Annotated in this window: 3 protein-coding genes; 1 reads left to right on the top strand and 2 read right to left on the bottom strand. The window is 59.8% G+C overall.

Going from position 1 to position 2,796, the window contains the following annotated elements:
- Positions 1 to 549: 549 nt before the first annotated feature.
- Positions 550 to 2,100 (bottom strand): Fic family protein, encoded by a 1,551-nt coding sequence (locus NKI85_RS37515; protein ID WP_352780906.1) that lies wholly within the window; start codon positions 2,098 to 2,100, stop codon positions 550 to 552.
- Between the two features lie 31 nt (positions 2,101 to 2,131).
- Between NKI85_RS37515 and NKI85_RS37510 the strand changes: the two genes are divergently transcribed.
- Entirely contained in the window at positions 2,132 to 2,434 is a 303-nt protein-coding gene (locus NKI85_RS37510; RefSeq protein WP_352780903.1) for a hypothetical protein, read from the top strand.
- Between the two features lie 62 nt (positions 2,435 to 2,496).
- Here NKI85_RS37510 and NKI85_RS37505 read toward each other — a convergent pair whose 3' ends face one another.
- Positions 2,497 to 2,748, bottom strand: a complete 252-nt coding sequence (locus NKI85_RS37505) for an RES family NAD+ phosphorylase (RefSeq protein WP_352780900.1) — start codon at positions 2,746 to 2,748, stop codon at positions 2,497 to 2,499.
- Positions 2,749 to 2,796 lie beyond the last annotated feature (48 nt).

The raw sequence follows: 2,796 nt of genomic DNA, 5'->3' as shown, positions 1-2,796 counted from the left end.
CGGTGGAAGCCGGTGGTATAGTGTTAACTCAACGCGCGTTGGGGGAAAGAAGCGCGCGGAAGGGGCGGGCTGGCCTTCGAGTGGTAGCGAGAAACCTGAACAACCTCTGGGCAGACATCTCACATCTCAATGAAGGCAAGCACATCAGCCAGGCTGCTGTATTGCGGCAAGCTTCCAGTCACCGCCGTTCTGCCGCCCCCTCCTTCCGTTCACCAGGGCGATGCGCCTTGAAATTGTTTTTCGCCCAGCGGCTGCGAGTCCAGGGGCTATCGAATCGCCGACTTGCTGAAAATTCGAGCAGGAAAGCACGGAGAATGTAGCGACCGCATTCTGCTCGACGCCGGCATGGCGCACGACGGAAACAGGATTCCACGAGACCTGCGGTGATCACCCGATCCGCGAGCTTCTAGGGTGGCGGTAGGTAGTCACTACTGACGCTATGCAACAAGCGGGCGGCAACGCCCTAAAGACATCCATTTGCCCCGTTTGAGCGTCACCGATTGTCCGGGGTCGCGAAAGTGCCGCATTACATTGGTCCACAACACCTCGTTACCTCAAGCCGGAGCCGAATGTTTGGTGGTAGATCTCCTCGATTCGATCTGACTCGTCATCAGTTAGCGCTGCGAACTCCTTTTCGCGGGCACGGCTGGAGAGATGACCGTCGTTCTGGTGGAGGAAACGAAAGAGCAGGTCGGTCGTGCGTTCGGGCATATCGATGAAGGCATCGACTTGCTGCCGAAACTGATCATAGCGGCGCAGAAAGGCGGTCTGCTCGGGAAGGTCCTGCTCCACGGTCCGCTGGACGCAGGCGTAGAGGAATTCAGCGTGTGGTGTGGCGTCGAAAAAGCGATAGAAGTCGCCCGTGTCGTTCAAGACCCGCACGTTGAATTGCGGCGACGGCTCCCATTCGATCAGCGGCAGCAGGCGCCGCGAATAACTCTCGAGCACCCGCCGGTACTCATCGATCTGCTCCAGAATCGCGGCCGAGACGGGAAACACGACCCCGGGCGGGTTGAAGCCGCGGGCGGCAAGGACGTGATGAATCATGTAGCGGTGAATGCGGCCGTTACCATCTTCGAAAGGGTGGATGTAGACGAGGCCGAAGGCGAGGATCGCCGCGGCGATTACAGCATCGAGGCCCTGCGCTGGGCCGCGGTCGAAAGCAACCATCCCGTCGATGAGCGACGCCAGGTCTTCGGGCCGGGCGCTGATATGATCGGGCAGGGGCATGCGGTTGTCGCGGTCATGCTCGCCGACGAAGCCGCCCTCTTGCCGGAACCCGAGCTTCACGAAACGGGCGTCGCCGAGCACGATCCGTTGCAGGCGAAGCAGCTCATCGCGATCAATCGGCTGGCGGCCAGCCTCGCCAATGGCGCGGCCCCAGCGCTGGATGCGGTCCCGCGGCGGACGCTCGCCCTCAATCGCGTAGCTCGACCGCGAATCCTTGAGCAAAAGGAAGGCTGCGGTCCGCGCGAGAAGGTGACGCGGCACCTCCGCGAGGATCGCCTGCGCGCGCTGCGGCAGGTCGAGGCCGATGAACTCTTCGAGAAGTTTCGTGCGAAAAACCATCGGGCAGAAATTGGGTGTGCCGGGCAGATTGTCCTTTACGCGGTAGCGGGAAGCAGTCTTGTCCGGCGCAGCCCACTGCAGCCCAGGATCGATAACCGGAACGTACCGTCCGGCTTCTGCGTCGGGAAGATCCAGGCGCATGCCCGTCAGCCACTCATAAAGGAACCAGATGCGGCGAGCGTAACTCCCGGTCGGGCTTTCGCGCACGAGCGCCTCGATCGGCCCGGGACCTGTTGCCAGGAATAACCGGTTTATGACAGCAAGATCAAGACCCTCATATTTTAGGGCGAAGGTCAGGTGGCCTTCAAGCGTCGGGCGAGGGGCGTGGCGCGGTGTCATGATGCGCCAGCCGTCCTGCTCGATTATGCGGTGGTGCTCACCGATAGCGGAAAGCGTGCGCGGCAGCGGCACGGCGATCTTGTACCCGTCGATCAGGGCGCTGTACCCGGCGGGTGTCGCCTTTTCAGGAAGGCGGATTTCCTGAAAAACGGTAATAGGGCCTGAAAATTGATGCTGATCCGGGACGTTCATGAAGTTTGTGATTGCATCGTGAAATTTGGTTATGATGAGCAAATCGTATGAAAAACGATACTGGCTTATGAAAAACGATTCTGCAACGCTCATTTCACTGAAAAAGAACGACCTGGCGCATGCGCGAGCGCGTCCTCGAAATTTCGACCGCTGCGGCCCTGCCTTGGATCCCTCGGTGGTCAGCGAAGAATTTGTCGGCGTGACCGCAGTCGTCCATCTCGAAGGCGCGAAGACCGGCCGACCGATCAGGGATTATCAAGGAGATGTGCCAGAGAATCGAGGGCGTGGTCTTAGCGGAAGTCGCAGCGACCGACGTCGACGGCATGAGCGCTGAGGGAGACAACGACCGACCGGACCCAGAGCAGGCACACTTTTGGATGGCGCCTGCGTCGCGAGTCATAGGTTGATAACTGTAGGAAGCGAGGATCCCTGCCATTCAAGGCGCCAGATGCCGCCTTGTCTGAGATTTTGGACGAAATCGGGATAGAACGCCGCCAGGCAAATGCTGCCCTGATGTCTCACCGACGGGTAGATAATGCCAATCCCCGTTCGTCTTTTCGTAGGCGTTTTTAGGCTCGTCGGCGAGAAATTCCCAGTGCACCTGTTGGCGCGCTTATCAAATGCGTCACCGCGAAAGCCGATTTTCATCAATCAAGGTGAGGCAAGGGGGCTTTGTCGCTCCAACGCCAGAGCGCG

The sequence above is a fragment of the Mesorhizobium sp. M0571 genome (assembly GCF_040320985.1).
Taxonomy (GTDB): Bacteria; Pseudomonadota; Alphaproteobacteria; order Rhizobiales; family Rhizobiaceae; genus Mesorhizobium.
Note: the sequence above shows the minus strand (reverse complement) of the source record. Positions and strands in the feature narration are given on the sequence as shown.